The 24,162-nt window shown below is 70.9% G+C and carries 23 protein-coding genes; 7 read left to right on the top strand and 16 right to left on the bottom strand.

All coding sequences use genetic code 11. The features are described from left to right. Nucleotides 1–28: 28 nt before the first annotated feature. On the bottom strand, nt 29–880 hold the full coding sequence (locus WJM95_RS17910) for a hypothetical protein (RefSeq protein ID WP_339130722.1): 852 nt from the start codon (nt 878–880) through the stop codon (nt 29–31). A 191-nt stretch (nt 881–1,071) separates the two neighbouring features. Here WJM95_RS17910 and WJM95_RS17905 point away from each other — a divergent pair, with 191 nt between their 5' ends. The 5 genes from WJM95_RS17905 (at nt 1,072) to cseC (ending at nt 5,709) form a co-directional block, all read left to right on the top strand. Next, the gene (locus WJM95_RS17905) at nt 1,072–1,989 is read left to right on the top strand and encodes an A/G-specific adenine glycosylase (protein WP_339130721.1); all 918 of its coding nucleotides are present in this window, start codon (nt 1,072–1,074) and stop codon (nt 1,987–1,989) included. 254 nt (nt 1,990–2,243) lie between these two features. Further along, nucleotides 2,244–2,783 (top strand): SigE family RNA polymerase sigma factor, encoded by a 540-nt coding sequence (locus tag WJM95_RS17900; RefSeq protein ID WP_339130720.1) that lies wholly within the window; start codon nt 2,244–2,246, stop codon nt 2,781–2,783. 20 nt (nt 2,784–2,803) lie between these two features. Further along, nucleotides 2,804–3,424 carry a hypothetical protein gene (locus WJM95_RS17895; protein ID WP_339135655.1) on the top strand — a complete coding sequence of 207 codons (621 nt, stop codon included), beginning with the start codon at nt 2,804–2,806 and terminating at the stop codon, nt 3,422–3,424. A gap of 19 nt (nt 3,425–3,443) precedes the next feature. Continuing rightward, on the top strand, nt 3,444–4,151 hold the full coding sequence (gene cseB / locus WJM95_RS17890; protein ID WP_339130719.1) for a two-component system response regulator CseB: 708 nt from the start codon (nt 3,444–3,446) through the stop codon (nt 4,149–4,151). Nucleotides 4,152–4,167: 16 nt separating this feature from the next. Next, nucleotides 4,168–5,709, top strand: coding sequence for a two-component system sensor histidine kinase CseC (gene cseC, locus WJM95_RS17885; RefSeq protein WP_339130718.1), 1,542 nt, complete (start codon nt 4,168–4,170; stop codon nt 5,707–5,709). Nucleotides 5,710–5,866: 157 nt separating this feature from the next. Here the strand turns inward: cseC and WJM95_RS17880 are convergent, their stop codons facing one another. Beyond that, nucleotides 5,867–7,480, bottom strand: coding sequence for an MDR family MFS transporter (locus WJM95_RS17880; RefSeq protein WP_339130717.1), 1,614 nt, complete (start codon nt 7,478–7,480; stop codon nt 5,867–5,869). A gap of 171 nt (nt 7,481–7,651) precedes the next feature. Here WJM95_RS17880 and WJM95_RS17875 point away from each other — a divergent pair, with 171 nt between their 5' ends. Next, the gene (locus tag WJM95_RS17875) at nt 7,652–8,263 is read left to right on the top strand and encodes a TetR/AcrR family transcriptional regulator (protein WP_339130716.1); all 612 of its coding nucleotides are present in this window, start codon (nt 7,652–7,654) and stop codon (nt 8,261–8,263) included. A 335-nt stretch (nt 8,264–8,598) separates the two neighbouring features. Here the strand turns inward: WJM95_RS17875 and WJM95_RS17870 are convergent, their stop codons facing one another. Beyond that, the gene (locus WJM95_RS17870) at nt 8,599–9,252 is read right to left on the bottom strand and encodes a M23 family metallopeptidase (protein WP_339130715.1); all 654 of its coding nucleotides are present in this window, start codon (nt 9,250–9,252) and stop codon (nt 8,599–8,601) included. A 788-nt stretch (nt 9,253–10,040) separates the two neighbouring features. Beyond that, nucleotides 10,041–12,566 carry an ATP-dependent Clp protease ATP-binding subunit gene (locus WJM95_RS17865; RefSeq protein ID WP_103552418.1) on the bottom strand — a complete coding sequence of 842 codons (2,526 nt, stop codon included), beginning with the start codon at nt 12,564–12,566 and terminating at the stop codon, nt 10,041–10,043. Nucleotides 12,567–12,996: 430 nt separating this feature from the next. Between WJM95_RS17865 and WJM95_RS17860 the strand changes: the two genes are divergently transcribed. Then, nucleotides 12,997–13,731: an SCO3374 family protein gene (locus WJM95_RS17860; protein WP_339130714.1), complete on the top strand. Its 735-nt coding sequence runs from the start codon at nt 12,997–12,999 to the stop codon at nt 13,729–13,731. Here WJM95_RS17860 and WJM95_RS17855 read toward each other — a convergent pair. The 12 genes from WJM95_RS17855 to WJM95_RS17800 all read right to left on the bottom strand — a co-directional run bounded on the left by WJM95_RS17855 (nt 13,710) and on the right by WJM95_RS17800 (nt 24,019). Beyond that, nucleotides 13,710–14,045: an Lsr2 family protein gene (locus tag WJM95_RS17855; protein ID WP_339130713.1), complete on the bottom strand. Its 336-nt coding sequence runs from the start codon at nt 14,043–14,045 to the stop codon at nt 13,710–13,712. The genes WJM95_RS17860 and WJM95_RS17855 overlap by 22 nt on opposite strands. Before the next feature lie 229 nt (nt 14,046–14,274). After that, nucleotides 14,275–14,844, bottom strand: coding sequence for an amino-acid N-acetyltransferase (locus WJM95_RS17850; RefSeq protein ID WP_339130712.1), 570 nt, complete (start codon nt 14,842–14,844; stop codon nt 14,275–14,277). A 9-nt stretch (nt 14,845–14,853) separates the two neighbouring features. Further along, nucleotides 14,854–15,270 (bottom strand): BlaI/MecI/CopY family transcriptional regulator, encoded by a 417-nt coding sequence (locus WJM95_RS17845; protein ID WP_339130711.1) that lies wholly within the window; start codon nt 15,268–15,270, stop codon nt 14,854–14,856. 192 nt (nt 15,271–15,462) lie between these two features. After that, nucleotides 15,463–15,648, bottom strand: coding sequence for a hypothetical protein (locus WJM95_RS17840; protein WP_328554209.1), 186 nt, complete (start codon nt 15,646–15,648; stop codon nt 15,463–15,465). A gap of 150 nt (nt 15,649–15,798) precedes the next feature. Beyond that, entirely contained in the window at nt 15,799–16,350 is a 552-nt protein-coding gene (locus tag WJM95_RS17835) for a S1 RNA-binding domain-containing protein (protein WP_060897217.1), read from the bottom strand. A 46-nt stretch (nt 16,351–16,396) separates the two neighbouring features. Beyond that, complete coding sequence (locus WJM95_RS17830; protein WP_339128488.1) at nt 16,397–17,518, bottom strand: IS630 family transposase; 1,122 nt, start codon at nt 17,516–17,518, stop codon at nt 16,397–16,399. An 83-nt stretch (nt 17,519–17,601) separates the two neighbouring features. Continuing rightward, nucleotides 17,602–18,216 carry a hypothetical protein gene (locus tag WJM95_RS17825; RefSeq protein WP_339130710.1) on the bottom strand — a complete coding sequence of 205 codons (615 nt, stop codon included), beginning with the start codon at nt 18,214–18,216 and terminating at the stop codon, nt 17,602–17,604. 320 nt (nt 18,217–18,536) lie between these two features. Then, nucleotides 18,537–19,334 (bottom strand): type III pantothenate kinase, encoded by a 798-nt coding sequence (locus WJM95_RS17820; protein WP_339130709.1) that lies wholly within the window; start codon nt 19,332–19,334, stop codon nt 18,537–18,539. 8 nt (nt 19,335–19,342) lie between these two features. After that, nucleotides 19,343–20,320 carry a carboxylating nicotinate-nucleotide diphosphorylase gene (gene nadC / locus WJM95_RS17815; protein WP_339130708.1) on the bottom strand — a complete coding sequence of 326 codons (978 nt, stop codon included), beginning with the start codon at nt 20,318–20,320 and terminating at the stop codon, nt 19,343–19,345. A gap of 5 nt (nt 20,321–20,325) precedes the next feature. After that, complete coding sequence (locus WJM95_RS17810) at nt 20,326–22,095, bottom strand: L-aspartate oxidase (RefSeq protein WP_339130707.1); 1,770 nt, start codon at nt 22,093–22,095, stop codon at nt 20,326–20,328. After that, a complete protein-coding gene (gene panC, locus WJM95_RS17805; protein ID WP_339130706.1) occupies nt 22,092–23,084 on the bottom strand; it encodes a pantoate--beta-alanine ligase in 993 nt (330 codons plus the stop codon). Before panC ends, WJM95_RS17810 begins: the two co-directional genes overlap by 4 nt. After that, entirely contained in the window at nt 23,081–24,019 is a 939-nt protein-coding gene (locus WJM95_RS17800; protein ID WP_339130705.1) for a DUF2520 domain-containing protein, read from the bottom strand. The genes panC and WJM95_RS17800 overlap by 4 nt, the downstream gene beginning before the upstream one ends. Nucleotides 24,020–24,162 lie beyond the last annotated feature (143 nt).

Raw genomic sequence — 24,162 nt, 5'->3', positions numbered from 1 at the left:
CACCGAGCGCTCCCCGGGCCGGGAGCGCTCAGTCCTTGGACAGGACGAACGACGTCTGTGCCTTCGCCAGCCCCGGCACCTTCGCCTCGACCAGGTAGGTGCCGGCGGGCGCCGATCCCGAGGGGGGCGTGGCGCACGCGGGGGCGCCGGGCTTGCGGTCCCACGTGACCGTGTGGACGGTCTGGCTGCCGGCCGGCACGCGGAAGAGGACGCCCGCCGGGTCCTTCGGGCAGTCGTCCGAGGCCCAGATGTCCTTGTCGCTTCCCGACTGAGTGATCGTCAGAACCGTGCTCTTCGGGCCGAGATCGACCTTGCAGTCGCTGCCCGAGGTGTTCTTGGCGACGAGCTGGATCTCGGGCCGCTCGCCGGGCGCGTAGCTGTTGTGCACGCTCTTGAGCGTCAACTTCACAGCGGACGGGGTGCAGTTGGGGACGGTGGAACCGGCCGGGAGCCGGTCGGCCGCCCCGCCGCCGTTCTTGGCCCCGTCGTCCGAACTTCCGCCGGCGCCGCCGCCGGAACCGGTGGAGCCGTCGCCCGTACCGTCGCCCGAACCGTCGCCGGAGCCGCCGTCCGACGCTCCGCCGCCGTCGCCCGCGGACCCGCCGGTGCCGCCGCCGCTGTCGCCGCCGGAGCCCGACTCGTCGCGCCCGCCCGGGTGTTGGCTGATCGCGGGGCCCGAACCGCTGGGTCCCGGCGTGATCGAGGAAGCGGGGTTCTTGCCGTTCGAGCCTCCGCCGGTGTTGTGGCCGCCGCCGCCTCCGGTGCCGACCACCCAGACGGTGAGGAGCGCCAACAGCCCTAGTACGGACAGCAGAACGGCCCTCCGACGCCAGTAGATGGTGGAGGGTAGCGGCCCGACCGGATTGCGCAGAGATCCCACGGCGCAAACTGTACGAGAGATCGACGGCGCAGCAGGCCCTACCCGCCGCCCCGGCGCCAACTTTTCCGGATCATCATGCAGACGGACATCCATTCCGGCAGCCGCAGGGCCCCGGGTCCGGTCTTTCACCACCGCCCGCCCCCGGCGTCGTCCCCGTATCCTCACCGCCGCATGGCAGGATCGACAGTGCCATGACTGCACCCACCCAGCCCATCGGGCCCCTCCGCAACGCCCCCGGCGAGGACCTCCACACCCCCGTCATCGCCTGGTTCGACGAGCACGCCCGTGATCTGCCCTGGCGGCATCCCGATGCCGGCCCCTGGGCGGTGATGGTCAGCGAGTTCATGCTCCAGCAGACCCCCGTCAACCGGGTCCTGCCGGTGTACGAGCAGTGGCTGGCCCGCTGGCCGCGCCCCGCCGATCTGGCGAAGGACGCGCCCGGCGAGGCCGTCCGGGCCTGGGGACGGCTCGGCTATCCGCGCCGCGCCCTGCGTCTGCACGGCGCCGCGGTCGCCATAACGGAACGGCACGGCGGCGACGTACCGACCGATCACGCGCAGTTGCTGGCCCTGCCCGGCATCGGGGAGTACACGGCCGCCGCGGTCGCCTCGTTCGCGTACGGCCAGCGCCATCCCGTGCTGGACACCAACGTCCGCAGGGTCTTCGCCCGCGCCGTCACCGGCGTGCAGTACCCGCCGAACGCCACGACCGCCGCCGAACGCAGGCTCGCCCGCGCCCTGCTGCCCGAGAGCCGGAGCACGGCGGCGCGCTGGGCCGCCGCCTCCATGGAGCTCGGCGCGCTGGTGTGCACGGCGAAGAACGAGTCGTGCCACCGCTGCCCGATCGCCGAGCGGTGCGCCTGGCGGCTGGCGGGCAAGCCCGAGCACGACGGGCCTCCGCGCAAGGGCCAGACGTACGCGGGCACGGACCGCCAGGTGCGCGGCAAGCTGCTGGCCGTCCTGCGGGAGGCCCATGTGCCGGTTCCGCAGGGCGCGCTGGACCGGGTGTGGGACGAACCGGTGCAGCGGGGGCGGGCGCTGGACGGGCTCGTCGCCGACGGTCTGGTCGAACCCCTTCCCGGCGGTCTGTATCGGCTGCCTCTCACCTAGCCCGTACGTCATAACCGGATCAACCCGGACATAGGGTCAACTCCCTTCACCCCGAACGTACAGCCGTTACACAACCGACGGACAGCCGAGTGCTGGCCGCAGGCTGTCTCGGACAACCCCGTGACAACGCGTCCGTAGCTTCAGTGCCGTACCGCAAGGAGGTGCCGCCCGACCGGCGGCGGCCGAGCGGCGGTTCGCAGGCAACGGACAACCGGCAGCAAGCGGGTCGGAAACGGGGATGGAGGCGGTTGATCATGGCGCACGGCGAGGTGCTCGAATTCGAGGAGTACGTCCGCACTCGGCAGGACGCGCTGCTGCGCAGTGCCCGCCGCCTGGTCCCCGACCCGGTCGACGCCCAGGACCTGCTCCAGACGGCGCTCGTGCGGACGTACGGCCGCTGGGAGGGCATCGCGGACAAGCGTCTCGCCGACGCCTATCTGCGCCGCGTGATGATCAATACGCGGACCGAGTGGTGGCGGGCCCGCAAACTGGAAGAGGTGCCCACCGAGCAGCTGCCGGACGCGTGCGTGGAGGACGCCACCGAGCAGCACGCGGACCGCGCGCTGCTGATGGACATCATGAAGGTGCTGGCACCCAAGCAGCGCAGCGTCGTGGTGCTGCGACACTGGGAGCAGATGTCCACGGAGGAGACGGCCGCCGCGCTCGGCATGTCGGCCGGAACGGTCAAGAGCACGCTGCACCGGGCGCTGGCCCGGCTCCGCGAGGAGCTGGAGAGCCGCGACCTGGACGCCCGCGCGCTCGAACGTGAGGAGCGGGAGCGTTGCGCGGCCTAGGAGTCCGGCCCAGAACGGCCCTGAAGGCGGGGGGCTCGGCGGCGGCCGGGCTCGCCGCCCTCGGCCTTTTCCTGACCGCGTGCGCGACCGGTGGCACCGGCGCGCGTGACGAGGGGCCGGCGGGGACCGACGGGGTCCCGAAGGGCAGCAGCATCAAGCCCGTCGTCTCCGGATCGCCGCCGAAGGCGCCCGAGCGGGTGGACGCGGTCAAGATCGTCAAGAACGACCCAACGGTCAGCGCCGCGGTCAAACGCGATCTGAAGCCGTGCGTGGCCGACGAGTACCCGGTGGACGTGTCGTACGGGAAACTGACCGGCGGGGCCGCGAACGACGTCGTGATCAACGTGATGACCTGTGCCGACGCCGTGGGTGTCGGCAGCTACGTCTATCGCGAGCAGAACGGCCGGTACCAGAATGTCTTCAAGGCCGAGGAGCCGCCGGTCTACGCCGAGATCGACCGGGGCGATCTGGTGGTCACCCAGCAGCTGTACAAGAAGGGCGACCCGGTGTCGTACCCGTCCAGCGAGGAAGTGATCACCTACGGCTGGTCCTCGACGCGCTTCGTCGAGCAGTCCCGGATCCACAACGACTACAGCAACGCGGTGGGCGGCTCCAACTCGCCCGCCCCGGACGCGAACTGAGAACGGGCGGAGCAGCCGGATGGCAGAGCAGACCCACGTCCTGTTCGTCGAGGACGACGACGTCATCCGCGAGGCCACACAACTCGCCCTGGAGCGCGACGGCTTCGCGGTCACGGCCATGCCCGACGGGCTCTCGGGCCTGGAGGCCTTCCGGGCCGACCGTCCCGACATCGCCCTGCTGGACGTGATGGTCCCCGGGCTCGACGGTGTGTCGCTGTGCCGCCGCATCCGTGACGAGTCGACCGTGCCGGTCATCATGCTGTCCGCGCGCGCCGACTCGATCGACGTCGTGCTCGGCCTGGAGGCGGGCGCGGACGACTATGTGACCAAGCCCTTCGACGGCGCCGTGCTGGTCGCCCGGATCCGCGCGGTGCTGCGCCGCTTCGGGCACGCGAGCGGCGGCGCGGGCGCGGCGGCCGACGACACCGCCCCGGTGGAGGGCGGGGTGCTCGTCTTCGGCGAGCTGGAGATCGACACCGAGGGCATGGAGGTGACCCGGAGCGGTACGCCGGTGGCGCTGACGCCCACCGAGATGCGGCTGCTCCTGGAGTTCTCGTCCGCGCCGGGGACGGTGCTGAGCCGCGACAAGCTGCTGGAGCGGGTGTGGGACTACGGGTGGGGCGGGGACACGCGGGTGGTGGACGTCCATGTGCAGCGCCTGCGGACGAAGATCGGCCAGGACCGTATCGAGACGGTCCGCGGCTTCGGCTACAAGTTGAAGGCCTGAGCGCGCCGTGCGGGGGATGTTCGGGCGCCCGGCTCCGGGGACGCCCGCGGCCGCGGGGCGGGTACGGATTCCTGGCGGACGCGGGGCAGCGGGGGACGGTGTGAGGACGGGTACGCGCGAGAACGTCGGCACGGGGGCCGGCGGAGGTGCCGGCCGGAGCGAGGTCCTCGGCGGGGGCGGTGGCCCCGGCGAGGCGGGCGGCAGAGGTCGCGGCATCGGTATCGGCATCGACCGGGGCACGGATTCGGGTACGAGCATCCGTACGGGCATCCGCTGGAAGCTCAGCACGGCGATCGCCCTGGTCGGCGCGCTGGTCGCGGTCGCGCTGAGCCTGGTCGTGCACAACGCGGCCCGTGTCTCGATGCTGGACAACTCGCGCGACCTGGCCGACGAGCGCATCCAGCTCGCCGAGCGCATGTACGGTCCGGGCCGGCCGCCGCCGTTCGGGGCGAAGATAGACGATCCCTCGATCCCCTCGGACCTGATGGTGAAGGTGGCGGAGGGACGGCGGGCGACCTACGTCTCCGACAGCCCGAACGGCGTGCCGGACATCTGGGCCGCCGTGCCGCTCAGGAACGGACAGGTGCTGTCCTGGCACGAGCGTTTCACGGACCGCAACGCGGACGTGATGAAGGACCTCGACCAGGCGCTGATCATCGGCTCGATCGCTGTGGTCTTCGGCGGCAGCGCGCTCGGGGTGCTCATCGGCGGCCAGCTGTCGCGCCGGCTGCGCAAGGCGGCGGCCGCGGCGAACCGGGTCGCCAAGGGCGAGACGGACGTGCGGGTACGGGACGCGATCGGCGGTGTCGTGCTCGACGAGACCGACGACCTGGCGCGGGCCGTGGACGCCATGGCCGACGCGCTCCAGCAGCGCATCGAGGCGGAGCGCCGGGTGACCGCCGACATCGCGCACGAACTGCGCACCCCCGTGACCGGTCTGCTCACGGCGGCCGAACTCCTGCCGCCGGGCCGCCCCACCGAGCTCGTACGGGACCGTGCGCAGGCCATGCGCACGCTCGTGGAGGACGTGCTGGAGGTGGCCAGGCTCGACGGGGCCTCCGAGCGGGCGGAGTTGCAGGACATCATGCTCGGCGAGTTCGTGGCCCGGCGCATCGCCGCCAGGGGCGCGGACGTCGAGGTGCGGGTGGTGCACGAGTCGGAGGTCACGACGGACCCGCGGCGGCTGGAGCGGGTGCTGCTCAACCTCCTCGCGAACGCGGCACGGCACGGCAGACCGCCGATCGAGGTCACCGTCGAGGGCCGGGTCATCCGGGTCCGCGACCACGGTCCGGGTTTCCCGGAGACGCTTCTCGCGGAGGGCCCGAGCCGCTTCCGCACCGGCAGCACCGACCGTGCGGGCGACGGACACGGACTCGGTCTGACCATCGCCGCGGGCCAGGCCCGGGTGCTGGGCGCCCGGCTGACCTTCCGCAACGTACGGCCCGCCGGGGCTCCGGCGGGTGTGCCGGCCGAGGGCGCGGTCGCCGTGTTGTGGCTGCCGGAGCATGCGCCGACGAACACCGGGAGTTTCCCGATCCTGCCGGCGTCCGGGAAGTAGCCGCCGGTGGCGGGCCGGGATTCCGGCCCGCCACCGGCGTGCGTACAGGAGAAGGCCCCCGGGGCGGACAACGCCGGGGGCCTTCGTCGAGAGGTGACCTGGGCGGGAGGACCGGTCCCGGCCGGGTTCGGAGGCCGGGAGGACCGGCCCGGTCAGGTCAGACCGGCTCCGCGAGCGGGACCTGGGGTGCCTCGTCCGACGCCCCGCCCTCGCCGGGCTTGGGAGCTCCGGCCCCCTTCAGCGGGACCTCCTTGACGAACACCGCCGCGACCAGTGCGAGGACGGCGACCACGGAACCGAGCAGGAACGCGGAGTGCGTACCGGCGGACACCGCGTGCTGGTAGGCGTCCCGGGCCGCGGCCGGCAGCTTCGCCAGGCTGGCCGCGTCGAGCTGCGCCGACTTCTCGGTCATCTTGGAGCCGAGCGCCCCGGCCCGCTCGGCCATGACGTCCTGCACCCGGTGGTTGAACAGCGCGCCCATGATGGCGACACCGAACGAGGAGCCGAGCGTGCGGAAGAGGGTCGTGGACGAGGACGCGACGCCCATGTCCTTCATCTCGACGCTGTTCTGCGCGACGAGCATCGTGATCTGCATGAGGCAGCCCATGCCGGCGCCGAGCACCGCCATGTACAGCCCGGAGGTCAGGCGCGTCGTCCCGGTGTCCATCTGCGAGAGCAGGAACAGACCGATGATCATCAGCACGCTGCCGACGAGCGGGAAGATCTTGTAGCGGCCGCTGTTGGTGGTGACGCGTCCGGCGACCATCGACACGGCGAGCATGGCGCCGAGCATGGGCAGGAGCAGCAGACCGGAGTTGGTGGCGGAGGCGCCCTGCACGGACTGCTGGTACAGCGGCAGGAAGAGCACGGCACCGAACATCACGAAGCCGGTGATGAAGCCGATCATCGACATCAGCGTGAAGTTGCGGCTGCGGAAGATGTGCAGCGGCATGACCGGCGCGGCGGCCTTGGTCTGCCAGAAGACGAAGCCGACGAGAGCGGCGACGCCGATACCGGTCAGTTCCATGATCCGCGCGGAGCCCCAGGCGTACTCGGTGCCGCCCCAGGTGGTGACGAGCACGATGGAGGAGATGCCGAGGGCCAGCAGGGCGGCACCCAGGTAGTCGATCTTCGCCTGGACGCGCTTCTTGGGCAGGTGCAGTACGACGGTGACCGCGATCAGCGCGACGACGCCGAGCGGCAGGTTGATGTAGAAGGACCAGCGCCAGCCCCAGTGGTCGGTGATGGATCCGCCGACCAGCGGGCCGAGGATCATGGCGAAGGCCATCACGCCGGCCATCATGCCCTGGTACTTGCCGCGCTCGCGGGGCGGGATCAGGTCACCGATGATCGCCATGACGCCGACCATCAGACCGCCGGCGCCCAGGCCCTGGATGGCACGGAAGCCGATGAGCTGTCCCATGTCCTGGGCCATGCCGCTGAGGGCGGAGCCGATCAGGAAGATCACGATCGAGGTCAGGAAGGCGCCCTTGCGCCCGTACATGTCGCCGAGCTTGCCCCAGATCGGGGTGGAGGCCGCGGTGGCCAGGGTGTAGCCGGTGACCACCCAGGAGAGGTGCTCCAGGCCGCCCAGCTCGCCGACGATCGTCGGCATCGCGGTGCCGACGATCATGTTGTCCAGCATGGCGAGCAGCATGGCGATCATGAGCGCCATCAGGACGACTCGTACGCTCCGCTGCTGCTTCCCGCCCTCGGCCGGTTTCCCGGCCTCTTCCGCGGCCGGTTCGGCCGCTTTCGTCTCGTCCGCCATCGTTTCCCACTCCCCTGAACGCTTCTGTCGCCGCCGGCTACTTACTTGCCGACCGGCAAGCTGACTACACTCAGGAAAATAGCTCCGCAACTAGCCGGGCGTCAAGTAAGTAACACTAGTTTTGCCAGCCGGTCGACAGGTAAGTTTCAAGGGAGCGCGAGGAAAACAAGGATGGGCGGCACCATGGACGGCACCAAGCGACAGCGCCGGGGCGACACTCGGCAGCGCATCCAGGACGTAGCCCTCGAACTCTTCTCCGAGCAGGGCTACGAGAAGACCTCCCTGCGCGAGATCGCCGAGCACCTCGACGTCACCAAGGCTGCGCTCTACTACCACTTCAAGACCAAGGAAGAGATCCTCATCAGTCTCTTCGAGGATCTGACGCGGCCGCTCGACGAACTGATCGAGTGGGGTCGGCAGCAGCCGCACAGCCTGGAGACCAAGCAGGAGGTGCTGCGCCGCTACAGCGACGCCCTCGGCGGGGCCTCCCCCCTCTTCCGCTTCATGCAGGAGAACCAGGCGACCGTGCGCGAGCTGAGCATCGGCGAGACCTTCAAGGACCGCATGATCAGCATGCTGGAGATCATCAAGGAGCCCGGGTCGGCGCTGACCGACCAGGTCCGCTGCATCAGCGCGCTCTTCACGATGCACGCCGGCATGTTCGTGCTCAAGGACGTCGAGGGCGATCCCGAGGACAAGCGCAAGGCCGTCCTGGAGGTCGCGATCGACCTGGTGACACAGGCCCACGCGGGCGGGACCGCCCACGAGGGCGAAGGCTCGTAGCCGCCGGTTCCGACGCGCGCGGAGGGGCCTTCCGGCGCCTCTTCGCGGGGCACGGAGGCAGGGGCTTCAGGGGCGCCTGCACGGAGCGCGGAGGCAGGGGCTTCCGGCGCCCTCTTCGCCGGGCACGGAGGCAGGGGCTTCAGGGGCGCCTGCGCGGAGCACGAAGGCAGGATCTCAAGGCACCCCTTTCCCGGGGCGCGAGGCGGAGTCCGCGGCAACCGGGTCCCGGCACGCGAAAGCGGAGCCTCGGCACCGTTTCCGGTGCCGGGCTCCGCCTCGGTCTCCGCTCCGGCGTTCGGGCCGGTGCTTCACGCCGGGTCACCGGCGCAGGGGGGTCAGACAGTGACACCCATGCTGTGCAGGAACGTCACGGGGTTGATGGCCGAGCCGTAGTTCGGGGTCGTACGGATCTCGAAGTGCAGGTGCGGGCCGCTGGAGTTACCCGTGTTGCCGGACAGGGCTATGTGCTGGCCGGTGGAGACGACCTGGCCGACGCGCACGTCGATGCGCGACAGGTGGGCGTACTGCGAGTACTTGCCGTTGGCGTGCTTGATGACGATGGCGTTGCCGTACGCCGGGCCGTCACCGGCGCCGTTGGGGCCCACCTTGACGACGGTGCCGCCGTGGGCGGCCATGACGTTGGTGCCCTGCGGCACGGCGAAGTCCTGGCCGGAGTGCTTGTGGGCCCACATGCCGCCGGCCTGGTCGAAGGTGGCGGACAGCGTGTACTTCGCGACCGGGTCGATCCAAGACGCGGCCTTCTTCGCGACGGCCGCCTTCTTCGCGGCGGCGGCCTTCGCCTGAGCCGCGGCCTGGGTGTGCACCGCGTTGGCCGCGGTGACGGTGGCGCTGCTGCTGACGCCCGATTCGGCGGCGGTCGCGACCCCTGCGCCCAGCACGACCGAGGCACCGAGGCCGACGGCCAGGACGGCCGCCCGAGTGCGGACCATGGACGTAAGGGACTTGCGGGACGTGACGCGCTTCGACATGAATACCTCGTGGAGACGGGGACGGGGGCTTGAACAACCACTCCGGTGCGGTGCTGGCCACCGAGCGGGCCATTCATTGGTAACCCGGCCCCCCGGCCGCACTCAAACCCCCCATCTACGGCCCGAAGTAGTACTTCATCCCAAAGCTTCCCGAACCTTGACACCTCGGACATCCGGCGGTGGATCTTGCCCCTTTGGTCCGAAATCCAGGGTTTAACCCCACTTCAGACCCGCACATCCCTTGTTAAACCTGCCTCCCGCCCTCCTGTCCGCACGACCTGCCGACAGTCCTGTCCACCCCGGGCCAAAGGTCCTTTATGTCCGTTTTTGCTTATCCACTATTCGCCCTAGTACCGGACAAACCGCCTGTGCGTCATGTCACCGGAGGGCCGGATCCGGGGCCCCCGGAATGTGACGCGGGCTACCCCTCCGGCCCCTGTTTTCAAGGGTCTTGGGGAACCGGCGACCCCTCCGCGGCCACCCTCGCGGCCACCCTGACGGGCCGGGCGCCACGAGACGGCCGTGGGGCGGCTTTGGAGGGCGGCTGGGGGCGCGGCTGCGACGGCGGATGCGGCTGCGGCTGCCGGCGGCGACGGCGGATGCGGCGGCTGCGGCTGCCGGAGGCGGCTGCGGCGGCTGCGACAGCGGCTGCGGCGGCGGCTACGGCTGCCGGAGGCGGCTGCGCGGGGAGTGGGGAGACCGCGTCCCCTTCGCTCCCCCGGACGCGGAAAAGGGGCTGCCCCGGGACCGAAGTCCCGGGGCAGCCCCTTTTCAGGCGGACCCTGAGGTCACGCCTCCTTGCTCAGGTTCGGACCGGCACCGCCGGCGGCCTGCTCGATCGGCGGGACGTCGGGGAGAGCCGACTTCTCCTCACCCCGGAAGGTGAAGGTCTTGGCCTCGCCCTCGCCCTCCGTGTCGACGACCACGATGTGGCCGGGACGGAGCTCGCCGAAGAGGATCTTCTCGGAGAGGACGTCCTCGATCTCGCGCTGGATGGTCCGGCGCAGCGGCCGGGCGCCCAGCACGGGGTCGTAGCCCTTCTTCGCGAGCAGCGACTTGGCGGTCGGGCTGAGCTCGATGCCCATGTCCCGGTCCTTCAGCCGCTCGTCGACCTTGGCGATCATGAGGTCGACGATCTGGATGATGTCTTCCTCGGTCAGCTGGTGGAAGACCACCGTGTCGTCGACACGGTTCAGGAACTCGGGGCGGAAGTGCTGCTTCAGCTCCTCGTTGACCTTGGCCTTCATCCGGTCGTAGTTCGTCTTGACGTCGCCCACGGCCGCGAAGCCGAGGTTGAAGCCCTTGGAGATGTCCCGGGTGCCGAGGTTGGTCGTCATGATGATGACCGTGTTCTTGAAGTCCACGACCCGGCCCTGGGAGTCGGTCAGACGACCGTCCTCCAGGATCTGGAGCAGCGAGTTGAAGATGTCCGGGTGGGCCTTCTCGACCTCGTCGAAGAGGACGACGGAGAACGGCTTGCGGCGGACCTTCTCGGTCAGCTGGCCGCCCTCTTCGTAGCCCACGTAGCCGGGGGGCGAACCGAAGAGACGCGAGACCGTGTGCTTCTCGCTGAACTCCGACATGTCGAGGGAGATCAGCGCGTCCTCGTCACCGAAGAGGAACTCGGCGAGGGTCTTCGACAGCTCCGTCTTACCGACACCCGAGGGGCCGGCGAAGATGAAGGAACCACCGGGACGCTTCGGGTCCTTCAGACCCGCTCGCGTACGGCGGATCGCCTGCGAGAGCGCCTTGATGGCGTCCTTCTGGCCGATGACCCGCTTGTGGAGCTCGTCCTCCATGCGCAGCAGACGCGAGGACTCCTCCTCGGTCAGCTTGAAGACCGGGATGCCGGTGGCGGTGGCGAGGACCTCGGCGATCAGCTCGCCGTCGACCTCGGCCACGACGTCCATGTCGCCGGCCTTCCACTCCTTCTCGCGCTTGGCCTTCGCCGCCAGCAGCTGCTTCTCCTTGTCGCGGAGAGAGGCCGCCTTCTCGAAGTCCTGGGAGTCGATGGCCGACTCCTTGTCGCGGCGCACGCCCGCGATCTTCTCGTCGAACTCGCGGAGGTCCGGCGGTGCGGTCATCCGGCGGATGCGCATCCGGGAGCCCGCCTCGTCGATCAGGTCGATCGCCTTGTCGGGGAGGAAGCGGTCCGAGATGTACCGGTCGGCGAGCGTCGCCGCCTGCACCAGGGCCTCGTCGGTGATGGACACACGGTGGTGCGCCTCGTACCGGTCGCGCAGGCCCTTGAGGATCTCGATCGTGTGAGGGAGGGAAGGCTCCGCCACCTGGATCGGCTGGAAGCGGCGCTCGAGGGCCGCGTCCTTCTCGAGGTGCTTGCGGTACTCGTCCAGCGTGGTGGCACCGATGGTCTGGAGCTCACCGCGGGCCAGCATCGGCTTCAGGATCGAAGCGGCGTCGATGGCGCCCTCGGCGGCACCCGCACCGACCAGCGTGTGCAGCTCGTCGATGAACAGGATGATGTCGCCGCGGGTGCGGATCTCCTTGAGGACCTTCTTCAGGCGCTCCTCGAAGTCACCGCGGTAGCGGGAGCCGGCGACCAGCGCGCCGAGGTCCAGGGTGTAGAGGTGCTTGTCCTTGAGGGTCTCGGGCACCTCGCCCTTGACGATGGCCTGGGCGAGGCCCTCGACGACGGCGGTCTTGCCGACGCCGGGCTCACCGATGAGCACCGGGTTGTTCTTCGTACGGCGGGACAGCACCTGCATGACCCGCTCGATCTCCTTCTCGCGCCCGATGACCGGGTCGAGCTTGGACTCACGAGCGGCCTGGGTGAGGTTCCGGCCGAACTGGTCGAGGACCAGGGACGTGGAGGGGGTGCCCTCGGCAGGACCGCCGGCGGTGGCGGTCTCCTTGCCCTGGTAGCCGGAGAGCAGCTGGATCACCTGCTGCCGCACCCGGTTGAGGTCTGCGCCCAGCTTGACCAGGACCTGGGCGGCGACGCCCTCGCCCTCACGGATCAGGCCGAGCAGGATGTGCTCCGTGCCGATGTAGTTGTGGCCCAGCTGAAGGGCCTCGCGGAGCGAGAGCTCCAGGACCTTCTTGGCACGGGGGGTGAAGGGGATGTGCCCGGACGGGGCCTGCTGCCCCTGCCCGATGATCTCCTCCACCTGCTGGCGGACCGCCTCGAGCGAAATCCCGAGGCTCTCCAGGGCCTTAGCGGCGACACCCTCACCCTCGTGGATCAGGCCCAGGAGGATGTGCTCGGTGCCGATGTAGTTGTGGTTGAGCATCCGGGCTTCTTCCTGAGCCAGGACGACAACCCGCCGCGCGCGGTCGGTGAACCTCTCGAACATCGTTAATCGCTCCTCAGAGCGGTCAGGCAGTAAGGGGACGCTCCCCTCCCTGTCCTTCCGCAGCTTAGTCCCGCAAGCGGGGACCGCTCATTCCAACTGCCGACACCGTCCTTGGCCTCCTGACCCCGAACGCCGACATCTGCTCCAACCTGATGGTGCGAGACGATGTTCCCGCAGGCCAGGCAGATACCCTCTCCCGCTGTACGCCGATGGCGAACGTGAGATGCCGAGGCCCTGCGTGTCGCCCCTCCCACTAGGCATGTCTTACCCGCGCGCACTGACAGTCCATGCCGCGCGCACCGTTTCCCTCCGCTACGGGCGAACATCAATGCCCGGCCGGACGCTCCCGCACGCCCCTTTTCCGGGAACTCTGTGCGGTCGCGGAAACGCCCAGCGTAACTCCGGGTGCCTTTCGGCGGTTGCTCCTTGCATGGTTGCCACCGTCCCTGTCCCCCGTGGGCCGTCCGATCCGGGTGATCCGGTCGATCCGGTGTGCCGGTGGTACGAAAACGAACTGGGCTGGGCGGCAGTGCCCGGAGTGCCGGTACGGCTGGTCACGGGGCTGCGTTTCGACGTCCTGGAGGTCCCGGCCGAGGCGGGATTCCCCGCCCTGCGGCATCTGGGGCCGGGTTCTCCGGTGGCCCTGCACGGGGAGCGGATGTGGCTGCTGGTGGCCGCGGGGAGCGCGGAGGAGCTGCCGGGGCTGCTCGACTGGCTGGAGTGGGGCGCGCTCGCGCTGGATCTCACGGCGATCGGCGCGGACGGGAACATCGAGGCTCCACCGCCGCCCGGTCACGGTGGCGCGGTGGCGCCGGATCCCGGGGATCCGGCGTCGCCAGGTCCGGGCGCCGCGGCGCCTCGGGTGTTCGGGGCGCGGCCCGGAGGCCGGCCCGACGACGGCCTGCGAGCCCGTCCCGGGGAGCGGCCCGCGGCCCGTCCTGGAACGGGGACGGGTCCACGAGGGGCCACCCGCTGGCTGCGGCCCCCGGAGCCCGGCCGCGAGGTGGAGACGGCGTTGCCGACGCTGTCGGCGCTGGGCGGCGGGGCCGTCGGCGGGGGCGTTGGGGGCGCCCCCGATCTCGTACGACTGGTGCAGACGATGGCGACACAGTGCCACCGCGTGATGCTGCGGCGGCCGCGTGCTCAGCCGTTGGCGGTCTCGTAGGCCTCGCGAATGGACGCGGGAACACGGCCGCGGTCGTTGACCTCCAGGCCGTTCTCCTTGGCCCAGGCGCGGATCTGCGCGGTGTCCTGGCTGCCACCGGAAGCGGCGCGGGCCTTTCCGCGTCCGCCCGAGGCACGGCCACCGGTACGACGGCCGCCCTTGACGTACGGGTCCAGAAGGCCACGGAGCTTGTCCGCATTGGCGGTCGTGAGATCGATTTCGTACGTCTTGCCGTCGAGCGCGAACGTCACGGTCTCGTCAGCCTCGCCGCCGTCGAGGTCGTCGACAAGAAGGACCTGAACCTTCTGTGCCACCGGATTTCCTTTCATCGATAACTTCAAGGGCAAGGAGGGCCCCGCGGCGTCCGCCGTTTCGCCGTCCCTTGTTATATGCAGTACTGCACTACGTCGGAAAGCAAACCGCTTTTGCTGGAAAAACACAAACCCCTGGCAGGGACTCACGGGACTCCGCCCGCCCGGAAACGTGCGCGTTTCGGACATAGGGAACGTGGGCAAGGCACTCCGGCGGAATAGCCGGCCGCGATCACAGATGCAGAAGCATCCGGCTGTTGCCCAAGGTGTTCGGTTTCACTCGTTCGAGACCGAGGAACTCCGCGACGCCCTCGTCATAGGAACGCAGGAGCTCGGCGTAGACATCGGTGTCGACGGGCGTCTCGCCGATCTCCACGAAGCCGTGCTTGGCGAAGAAGCCGACTTCGAAGGTCAGACAGAAAACCCGTCGAACACCGAGCCAGCGGGCGGTCTGGAGCAACTTCTCCAGCAACTGATGACCGACGCCCAGGCCCTTGACCGCGGGGTTCACCGCGAGAGTGCGGACTTCCGCGAGGTCTTCCCACATCACGTGCAGGGCGCCGCAGCCGACCACCTCGGCGTTGTCGTCGCGTTCCGCGACCCAGAACTCCTGGATGTCCTCGTAAAGGGTGACGGTGGCTTTGTCGAGCAGGATACGGCGGCGCACGTTCGCGTCGAGGAGTCGTCGAACGGCCGCGACATCGCCCGTCCTGGCCCGCCGGACGGTGACGGCTTTTGCGGTGACTTCGGGATGCTCCGCCGGAACCTCTGCCGGAACCTCCGCGGGATGCTCTGCTGACATGAGCGGACGCTATCGCCCGGAGCCGTCCCCGTCGGCGGCGGGGTTCTCCTCGGAGGGCTCGGGCGCCGGTGGCCTTTCGGCGGCTTCGGGGGCTTGCGGTTCGGGTCCTTGCACGATGCGCACGGCATCCCTGAGGGCCACCCGCTGTTCCTCGCTCATCATCCCGAAGAAGGCGACGAGAGCGGCCGCGGGGTTGTCGCTCTGCGACCAGGCGTCGTTCATCAGCGCCGCCGAGTAGGCGGCCCGTGTGGAGACGGCCTCATATCGATAGGCCCGGCCTTCCGCCTCGCGGCGCACCCAGCCCTTCTGATGGAGATTGTCCAAAACGGTCATCACCGTGGTGTAGGCGATGGACCGTTCCAGTTGAAGGTCTTCCAGGACTTCCCGAACGGTCACCGGGCGGTTCCACTTCCACACCCGCGTCATGACCGCGTCTTCGAGTTCTCCCAATGGGCGAGGCACAGTTCAGAACAATAGTGGGAGATGGTCAACAAAAAGGGCGTACGACTCGAAGGACGTGGGAAACGTCCGAGTCGTACGCCGCCGGCAGCGCCGTCGGGCACGGGGCGGGCGCGCGCCGGGGAGGACCCGGCGGGCGCGTCGGATGCCGCCCGGGGCTCAGGCCCCGGCGTCCTTGGGGGCCGAGGCCTGCTGGGCGGCCTCCACGCGCGCGAGGGCGGCGTCGACGACCCCGTCCTCCTTGGCCTTGTTGGCCCCGCCCTGACTCTTCACGATCGTCACGATGAGCCCGATGAAGAAAACGGCCATCACTACCGGGGGCACGAGCGCGGAGACGTAGTCCATGCCCCCAGAGTAGCTAGTGCTGTGACCGCCTAGGTCCACCGGGTTGGAGCGGGGTTTTCCTTGCGCCGAGCGGGCGCTCAGATGCTCAGGAACGCTGGTGTGAGGAACCGTCGCGGGAACATGCGGGAGCCACGAGTGGTCGGAGGAGCTTTATCGTCGAGAGAGAACCAGCCTGCGTCGCTCCCGGTCGATTTCTGTGACGACGACCGTGACCTCGTCGCCGGCCTGGACGACATCTGACGGACTTTCCACGGGCGTCGATGCGAGCTCTCGCAGGTGGACCAGTCCCTCGATCCCGTCGGCGACCTGGACGAAGACGCCGAACGGAATCAGTTTGGTGACCCGTCCGTGCAGTTTCTGCCCCACCGCGGTGCGGTCGGCGAATGTTTGGAAGGGGTCCGGCTGTGTCGCCCGCAAGGACAGTCTGGCCTCCAGGTTCCATGTGTCGAACTGGAGGAACTCGGCTGAGACGTGCTGTCCGACCTGTACAACGTCGAAGGTGGTTTCGATGCGCCGCCAGGACAGTTCGGGGATCGTGATGAACCCGACGCCGGGGAAGACCGGGTGGTCGGGGCCGTCGTCCAGTGCCACGAACACGCCGAACCGTTCGATCGCTGTGACGGTGCCGGAAAGGATGTCGCCGTAGTGCAGTGATTCTAGGAACGCCCAGAGTTCTGGGTTCTCGGACCGTCCGCCCATCATGCTCCCAGCCTTTCACAAGGAGCTGCGCACTCGGCGGGAAGGGCGATCACGCTGCAGTTTTGAGGGGGCGTCCGCCCCAGCGGATGCCCTTCTCACTGCGGATGCGGGCGCGTTCCTTGCGCTCGGCGGCCAGGACGTCACGGTGGCGGGCGTTGGCGTTGCGCCAGCGCAGGTAGGCGTGCAGGGCCCTTGTCTGGACGGTGTGATTTGGGTGATGGGAGTTGGCGATGGTGAACTGCCGCAGTGGTCCGAAGTGGGCCTCGATCGGGTTCGCCCACGAGGCGTAGGTCGGGGTGAAGCACAGCTCGACCTTGTGTTTCTTCGCCCAACGACGGATGTCCGTGCCCTTGTGGGCGGACAGGTTGTCCATGATCACGTAGATCGGTGCACCGTCGGGCCGGGCGGCGCGGATCGACTTCAGCGCGGTCAGCGTGTTCGCGGCACCTTTCCTGCGGCAGTTGACGCCCCACAGGCGGTCGTCGCCGACGGAATAGCAGCCGTGGAAGTAGCGCACCCCGTGGGTGCGGTGGTAGGTGGCCGGCACCCGGTCGGGATGCTTCCGTTTCGCCCAGCCCGAGCCCGCGGTGGGCCGGATCCCGAGCGGTCCGAACTCGTCGAAGGCAAACACCCGGTCGGGGAAGCGGTCCAGGACCTCCTCAATCCGGTCCAGCTTCGCCTCCCGTTCGGGGTCCGGGGACTCCTTCCAGGTCTTGGTGCGCTGGAAGGTGACGCCGCGGCGGGCGAGCAGAGACCGTAACGCCTCGCGGCCGATACGGATCACCCGGCCGTGCACTTTGCGCAGGTAGGCGACGAGTTTGCGCAGTGACCAGCGAGTGAACGGCTGGCCGAGCTTGGTGGGGCGGGTGGTGGCCGTCGCGATGACGAAGTCCTCGTCGTCATCGCTGAGCTGGCGGGGACGGCCTCCCGCCCACCGAGGGTCCAGGCAGGCCAGGCCGATCTCGTTGAACCGGTGGATCACGTCGCGGACGGTGTCCTCGTCGGCCTGCACCAGCTGGGCAATTACCGGCACCCGGTTCCCGCCGGCCGAAGCCAGCAGCATCATCGCCCGCCGATAGCGCACCGAACTCGTGCTGCCCCGGCGCACGATCTGCTGCAGCTTCTGCCCCTCCTGGTCGGTCAGTCTGCGCACACGGACAGGCTCGGCCACCGCGCCTCCAGCGGTCGGATCGGACGTCACCCCACATCCAACCGCCACGACCACCAACCCGGCGAACCAACGCGGTCAGAGCACTAGCCCGCCGCGAGTTGCTGCGGCGGGTCGGCCGGAGGCGGGCCGGGCTTGCGCCGCGGCGGGAAGACCTCGCCCGGGGTGGGGATGGGCCTCTCCGGGCGCGGCGGCCGGGGCTGCTCCCCCGGCGCGGGCCGCCGGTCGGGCTCCTCGGCGGCGCGGCCGCCGGGCAGGGCCAGCAGCCGGGTGCGGGACGCGGGGACCGAGGCGACCGCGCGGCCCGCGAGCCGGGCGCGCACGTCCTGCTCGGCGAGGACCCGGCAGCGTTCCAGCAGAGCCGCCGCCACGGGGTTGCCGCGCAGCGCGCGCAGCGCCGCGAGGTCGTCGGGATTCGGCCGGTAGCCGGAGGCGAGGACCTCCTCCAGGAGGGCGAAATAGCCGGCGGCGGTGCCCGGCAGCGCGGCCCGGTAGCGGGTGAGGTCGGCCAGCAGGAAGGCCCGGAGCCTGGCCCCCTCGTGGGCCGCCTCGTCGATGGACTCGGCGAGGCGGAGGCAGTCCTGGACGTCCTCGGCCGAGACGGGGCTGGGGTGCAGGGCGAGGGCGAGGGCACGGCGGAGCACACGCAGCTCCTGCGCACCGAACGCCATGCCGCCGTGGGATCCGTAGGGCGTGGGCATGGGGCGACGATACGTGCTAATCAGACAAAATCCGCATAGCGGAAGAAATGTGGCGCGTCCCGTTTTCCACGAAGCCGTGACCGGAAGTTTCCCGAAGCCGTGGCCGGGGCCCGTCCGGTACGGGCACGGCCCCGACCGGCCTCTTCTCCGAAAGCGCCGGAATCGCCGGAATCGCCGAGAGCGCGGAATTCCGTCCCGGACCGCGGGCGAACCACGGCCTCCGCCGCGCGGCCCCGGAGAACCGCCCCGGAGAACGCCGGAGGGGCCCCGCGACCGCGGAGCCCCTCCGGTACCCGCCGCCCGCGTGACGCGGGCACGGTTCACATGCGCGAGACGTTCCGCTCGTACACCAGACGCAGCCCGATCAGCGTCAGCCACGGCTCGTGCTCGTCGATCACCGAGGACTCGCCGAGGACCATCGGAGCCAGCCCGCCGGTGGCGATGACGGTGACGTCCTCGGGGTCGTCGGCGAGCTCGCGCGCCATCCGGTTCACGACACCGTCGACCTGGCCCGCGAACCCGTAGATGATCCCGGACTGCATCGCCTCGACGGTGTTCTTGCCGATCACCGCGCGCGGCCGGGCCACCTCGATCTTCCGCAGCTGCGCGCCCTTGACGCCGAGCGCCTCCACGGAGATCTCGATGCCGGGGGCGATGACACCGCCGATGTACTCGCCCCGCGCGCTGACCGCGTCGAAGGTGGTCGCCGTGCCGAAGTCGACGACGATCGCCGGTCCCCCGTACAGCTCGACGGCCGCGACGGCGTTGATGATCCGGTCGGCGCCGACCTCCTTGGGGTTGTCCGTGAGGATCGGCACGCCCGTCTTGACGCCGGGCTCGACCAGGACGGCGGGGACGTCGCCGTAGTAGCGCCGCGTCACCTCGCGCAGCTCGTGCAGCACGGACGGCACGGTCGCGCAGATCGCGATGCCGTCGATGCCGTCGCCGAGCTCCTCGCCGAGCAGCGGGTGCATGCCCATGAGGCCCTGGAGCAGCACGGCGAGTTCGTCGGCGGTGCGGCGGGAGTCCGTGGAGATGCGCCAGTGCTCGACGATCTCCTCCCCGTCGAAGAGGCCGAGGACCGTGTGGGTGTTGCCCACGTCGATGGTCAGCAGCATGGCCGGGGTTACTCCGCCGCTCGCAGGTCGAGGCCGATGTCGAGGATCGGGGCGGAGTGCGTGAGCGCGCCCACCGCCAGGAAGTCGACGCCCGTCTTCGCGTACGCCCCGGCGTTGGCGAGGGTGAGCCGGCCGGACGCCTCCAGCAGGGCCCGGCCCGCGACGAGGGCGACCGCCTCCTCGCACTCGACGGGCGTGAAGTTGTCCAGAAGGATCAGGTCGGCGCCCGCGTCCACGACGTCGCGCAGCTGATGCAGGGTGTCGACCTCGACCTCGACGGGGACCTCGGGGAACATCTCCCGTACGGCGGCGAAGGCCTCGGCCACGCCGCCGGCGGCGACCACGTGGTTGTCCTTGACCAGTGCCGCGTCGGACAGCGACATGCGGTGGTTGACGCCGCCGCCGCAGCGCACCGCGAACTTCTCCAGGGAGCGCAGGCCCGGGGTGGTCTTGCGGGTGTCCCGCACCCGCGCCCCGGTGCCCTCCAGGGCGTCCGCCCACGCGCGCGTGGCGGTCGCGATGCCGGACAGGCGGCACAGGAGGTTGAGGGCGCTGCGTTCGGCCGTCAGCAGGTCGCGGGTGCGCGTGGTGACGCTGAGCAGCTTCTGGCCGGCCTCGACGCGGTCGCCGTCCTCGACGTGCCGCTCGACCTCGAACTCGTCGGTGCAGACCACGGACAGGACGGCCTCGGCGACGCGCAGGCCCGCGACGACGCCCGCGTCCCGGGCGGTGAAGTCCGCCGTGGAGACGGCGTCCTCGGGGATGGTCGCGACGGTCGTGACGTCCACGCCGTGGTCGAGGTCCTCCTGGATCGCCACGTTCGCGATGTCCTCGACCTCCAGCGGGTCGAGGCCGGCGTCGGCCAGGAGCTGGGCGAGCGCGGGATCGAGACCGCACTCCATGTACTCCTCGTCCATGTCTGCGCCGCAGCCGCAGCCGTCGCCGCAGCCGCCGCTCTCGGCGAGGGGAAGGTCGTGGGTGCTCACTTCGGTCACTGCTCCTGGGGACGGGACTGGGGCGCCGCGTGGGGCTGCCGGGATGTCGGGGGGAAGTCTGCGGTATCGGTGGTGCGGACGGCGAGGGTCCGGTCGGGATTCAGCCGTACGACGATGTGGCGGCGCCACTGCTCGTCGTCCCGGTCGGCGCGGTCCTCGCGCCAGTGGCAGCCCCGGGTCTCCTCGCGCAGGAGGGCCGCGGCGACCAGGACGCGGGCCACGCACAGCAGGTTGGTGGCCTCCCAGGTGTCGACGCCCGGCTCGGAGGTCTTGCCGTTCTCGTCGAGGGAGTCCCGGGCGTCGGTGTGCAGCCGCTGGAGCTGCTCGGCCGCGGCCTGGAGGGACGCGGCGGAGCGCAGCACACCGGCGCCGCCCGTCATGATCCGCTGGATCGCGAAGCGGGTCTCGGGGGCGAGCAGCGGGTGCGCGGGGGTCTCGGGGTGCGGGACCGGCTGGGGCACGCGCGCGTGCAGGCCGTCCTCGGCGTGCCTCGCCGCGATGTCGGCGGCGATGCGCTCGGCGTAGACCAGGCCCTCCAGCAGGGAGTTGGAGGCGAGCCGGTTGGCGCCGTGGACGCCCGTGCAGGCGACCTCGCCGCACGCGTACAGGCCGGGGACGGTGGTGCGGCCCCGGGGGTCGGTGCGGACGCCGCCGGAGGCGTAGTGGGCGGCCGGGGCGACCGGGACGGGCTCGGTCACCGGGTCGATGCCGTGGGCACGGCAGGCGGCGAGGATCGTGGGGAAGCGGTGCTCCCACATGTCGGCGCCGAAGTGCCGGGCGTCGAGGAACATGTGCTCGGCGTCCTGCTCCAGCATGCGGCGCGTGATGCCCTTGGCGACGATGTCCCGGGGCGCCAGTTCGGCCAGCTCGTGCTGTCCCACCATGAAGCGCACGCCGTCGGCGTCGACCAGGTGGGCGCCCTCGCCGCGTACCGCTTCGGAGACCAGCGGCTGCTGGCCCTCCGCGTCGGGGCCGAGGAAGAGCACGGTCGGGTGGAACTGGACGAATTCGAGGTCGGAGATCTCGGCGCCGGCCCGGAGCGCGAGGGCCACGCCGTCGCCCGTGGAGACGGACGGGTTGGTGGTCGCGGAGTAGACCTGGCCCATGCCGCCGGTCGCGAGGACCACGGCGGGCGCGTGGACGGCGCCCACGCCGTCGTGCTGGCCCTCTCCCATGACGTGCAGGGTCACGCCCGCGGTGCGGCCCTCGGCGTCCGTCAGGAGGTCCAGGACGAGCGCGTTCTCGACCGTGCGCAGTCCGCGCGCGCGGACCGCCTCGACGAGGGCCCGGGAGATCTCGGCGCCGGTCGCGTCGCCGCCCGCGTGCGCGATGCGGCGGCGGTGGTGGCCGCCCTCGCGGGTGAGTTCGAGGCCGCCCTCGGAGGACTCGTCGAAGTGGGCGCCGGTCGCGATGAGCCTGCGTACCGCGTCGGGGCCCTCGGTGACGAGGATGCGCACGGCCTCCTCGTCGCACAGGCCCGCGCCCGCGACGAGGGTGTCGTCGAGGTGCTGCTCGGGGGTGTCGCCCTCGCCGAGCGCGGCGGCGACGCCACCCTGGGCCCAGCGCGTGGAGCCGTCGTCCAGGCGGGCCTTGGTGACCACGATGGTCCGCAGCCCCGCGGCCTCGCAGCGCAGGGCCGCGGTGAGCCCGGCGACGCCGGAGCCGACGACCACGACGTCCGCGGTCAGGGCCCAGCCGGGGGCCGGGGCGTGCAGGCGTATGCCGGTGCCAGTGGCGGTGTCTGAACCTGTGCCTTTGCCGGTCACGAGGCCGCTCCGAAGGTGAGGGGAATGTTGTCGATCAGCCGGGTCGTCCCGACCCGGGCGGCGACGGCGAGGACCGCCTCGCCGGTGTAGTCGTCCGGGATCTCGGTGAAGTCGCCGGGGTCGACGAGCGCGAGATAGTCCAGGGCGAGGGGCGGTTTCATGCGGGCCGCCTCGTCCAGGACCAGGCGGGCCGCGGTACGGACGCCACCGGGCCAGCCGGGGACGGCCTTGGCGACGGCGTGCGCGTCGGCGGCGGCCCGGGACTCCCCTATGGCGCTGAGGGCCTCGGCACGCTCGCGCGTGGCGGGCACTTCGAGGGCCCGCGCGCGCAGCGCCTCCTGGGCGGCGTGCCGGTCACGGCCGGCGAACAGGGCCTGGGAGAGGGCGAGCGCGGTGCGCCGTTCCTCGGCCGAGAGGTAGCGGTTGCGGCTGGAGAGGGCGAGGCCGTCCTCCTCGCGCACCGTGGGGACACCGGTGATCTCGACGCCGAAGTTCAGGTCGCGCGCCATGCGCCGGATCAGGGCCAGCTGCTGGGCGTCCTTCTGTCCGAACAGGGCCACGTCGGGGCGGGTCAGGTGCAGCAGCTTGGCGACGACGGTGAGCATGCCGTCGAAGTGGCCGGGCCGCACGGAGCCCTCAAGGCGCTCGCCCATGGGTCCGGCGGAGATACGGACCTGGGGCTCGCCACCGGGGTAGACCTCGTCGACGGAGGGGGCGAACACGACGTCGGCGCCCGCCTGTTCGGCGATCTTCAGGTCGGAGTCGAGGGTGCGCGGGTACCGGTCGAGGTCCTCGCCCCGGCCGAACTGGAGCGGGTTCACGAACACGGTGACGACCACCTCGCCCGTGTCTCCCGCGATCTCGCGGGCGGTGCGGATCAAGGTGGCGTGGCCCTCGTGGAGGGCGCCCATGGTCATCACGACGGCTCTGCGGCCAGCGCGCTCGCGCGCGGCCAGTTCGCCGGCGGTGCGCAGCAGGGCGGTGGTCATCGGGTGTCTCCCTCGGTCCCCTGGGGCGCGTCCGTCCCGGCGGCGAGCACGCCCAGGAGGTCCTCGGCGAGTTCGGGCTTGAGCAGTCCGTGCGCGAGCGCGCGGTCGGCGGTCGCGCGGGCCATCGCCAGATAGCCGGCGACGGTGCCGGGTGCGTGCCGGCGCAGTTCGGCCACGTGCGCGGCGACCGTGCCCGCGTCCCCGCGCGCGACGGGGCCGGTCAGGGCCGCGTCGCCCGACCTCAGGGCGTTGTCCAGGGCGGCGCCGAGGAGCGGTCCGAGCATGCGGTCGGGGGCCTCGACGCCGGCGGTGCGCAGCAGTTCCATCGACTCGGCGACCAGGGTCACCAGGTGGTTGGCGCCCAGGGCGAGGGCCGCGTGATAGAGCGGCCGGGACTCCTCGGCGATCCACTCGGGCTCGCCGCCCATCTCGATGACCAGGGCCTCGGCGGCCAGCCGCAGCTGCTCGGGGGCGGTGACCCCGAAGGAGCATCCGACGAGCCGCTGGACGTCGACGGCGGTGCCGGTGAACGTCATCGCGGGGTGCAGGGCCAGCGGCAGCGCGCCCGCGCGCAGGGCCGGGTCGAGCACACGCGCGCCGTACCGTCCGGAGGTGTGCACCAGGAGCTGCCCGGGCCGGATCGCGCCGGTCTCGGCGAGTCCTTCGACGAGCCCGGGGAGGGCGTCGTCGGGAACGGTCAGCAGCACGAGGTCGGCGCGCTGGAGGACCTCGGCCGGGGACACCAGCGGCACGTCGGGCAGGAGCTGCGCGGCACGCCGCCGTGAGGCGTCGGAGACGCCGGAGACGGCCACCGGGCGGTGTCCGGCGAGCTGGAGCGCGGCGGCGAGCGCGGGTCCGACACGGCCGGCGCCGACGACGCCGACGGTCAGCCGCGCGGGGCGGTCCTTGGGCTCTGGCTGGGGATGTGTACTCACTCGACGGCGGCCTTCCGTTCCAGTCCGCTCGGGGTACCGGACGATTTCTCGTCATGTTAACGCGATTGGTCCGAGGGGAGTCCGGCCGTCCACAGGCTGTGGGTTTCCGCGCGCCGTGACGCCGGGGCGGAACCTGACCGGGT

This window comes from Streptomyces sp. f51, from assembly GCF_037940415.1.
Taxonomy (GTDB): domain Bacteria; phylum Actinomycetota; class Actinomycetes; order Streptomycetales; family Streptomycetaceae; genus Streptomyces.
The sequence above is the reverse complement of the archived record's forward strand: the minus strand, read 5'-3'. Positions and strand labels throughout refer to the sequence as shown.